Source organism: Paenibacillus xylanivorans (assembly GCF_001280595.1).
Classification (GTDB): domain Bacteria; phylum Bacillota; class Bacilli; order Paenibacillales; family Paenibacillaceae; genus Paenibacillus; species Paenibacillus xylanivorans.
Genome location: NZ_LITU01000069.1, coordinates 36,772 through 38,233 on the forward strand (window position 1 = coordinate 36,772; position 1,462 = coordinate 38,233).

Annotated in this window: 2 protein-coding genes; one reads left to right on the forward strand and one right to left on the reverse strand. The window is 44.1% G+C overall.

Features of this window, described 5'->3' with window-relative positions; translation table 11 throughout:
- Positions 1 to 274, reverse strand: a 274-nt coding sequence (locus AMS66_RS33235) for a TetR/AcrR family transcriptional regulator (RefSeq protein ID WP_201782205.1), incomplete at its 3' end; no start/stop codon positions are given.
- A gap of 239 nt (positions 275 to 513) precedes the next feature.
- Between AMS66_RS33235 and AMS66_RS33985 the strand changes: the two genes are divergently transcribed.
- On the forward strand, positions 514 to 1,462 hold a 949-nt coding region (locus AMS66_RS33985; protein WP_407944560.1), incomplete at its 3' end, for a serine hydrolase domain-containing protein.

Here is a 1,462-nt window from a genome sequence, read left to right on the forward strand (position 1 = left end):
GCATAATATCCGCAAAAGAATCCGTTTTCATAGCTTCTTGATAAATTTGTTCCAGTGCTTCACCCATTAACACATCAGCATAAATAAAAGCTTCTTGTTGAATAGTCTCCATAGAACCAAAGTGATGAAACACGCTTGCTTTACTAACATTTGCCTTCTTCGCTATGCTGTTAGAACTTAATGCTTCTAAACCATTTTCTGCTATTAATGTTATTGTAGCGTTTAATAAAACTTCTTTTGTTTTGTTCCCCTTTTTTTCTCTGCCATCTATCATTACCGTTCCTCCTCGAATGGTTGTCACATTCTCTTCAGCTATTATAGCATAAAACAAAAACGTTGACCGATTGGTCAGTATTATATAAAATATGATTGACCGTTCGGTTATTTTTTTGGTTTTGTGTGTCACCAGTTTTAAGTTTTATGAAATTTATCTCATGATAAAAGGAAAGGAGAGAACCAAAAGGAAAAGGATTTTATCACGTACCATTTTGAGTTTATATGGAGGATATTCACATGAAAAAAAGGCTTTCTTGGGTGTTACCCGCTACACTTGCGTTGACTATGATTGCACCAACCGGAGCAATGGCTTCCAGCGTCGCGCCTACCGTTGTGGCAAGCCAAGGATTGAAGAAAATCGCTGCCGAGAAGGCTGCGCTGCTTATTGAATCCACCGATACGATTAGCGTTCAGTATGCGCTGATTGACAATGGAAAGATCACTGTATCCGGCCAGACGGGCAAGAACGATAAGCCGCTAACCAAGGATACATTATACGGTATCGGTTCGGTCAGCAAAATAATTGGGACCGCGGCCGTCATGAAATTGGTAGACGAAGGGAAAATCGATCTGGATACGCCCGTCGTCCAGTATATAACCGATTTCATGATGAAGGACGAACGGTATAAGCGCATTACTCCGCGAATGTTGTTGAACCACTCCTCCGGTCTGCGCGGTACTGGATCTACGGGCGATTCCTTGTTCGAGGATAGTGACACCTATGCCCATGATACCTTACTGCAAACCTTGTCCGACCAGACCTTGAAGGCAGACCCTGGAGCATTCTCGGTGTATAACAATAGCGGTTTTACGCTTGCCGAGATTTTAGTTGAACGGGTCAGCGGCATGAGCTTTACCGAATTTTTTCATCAACATTTCACGAAGCCGTTGCAGATGAATCATACGAAGACACCACAGGATCCATTGAAAAGCGGCGAGCTTGCCGGGTTCTATGTCCCGGAACACCAAGGGCAAATTCCAGATATTTTTGTTAATGTAATCGCCGAGGGAGGGGTTAATTCCACGGCAGAAGATATGGTGCGATTTTCGCAACTCTTTACGGGACAGGCAAGCGGCATCTTGTCTGACAAGTCGGTACGGGCGATGGAACAGGAGGAATACAAGAGAGGCGTTTGGCCGGAAGATCTGGATGACAGCAACAACTACGGTCTCGGCTGGGACAGTG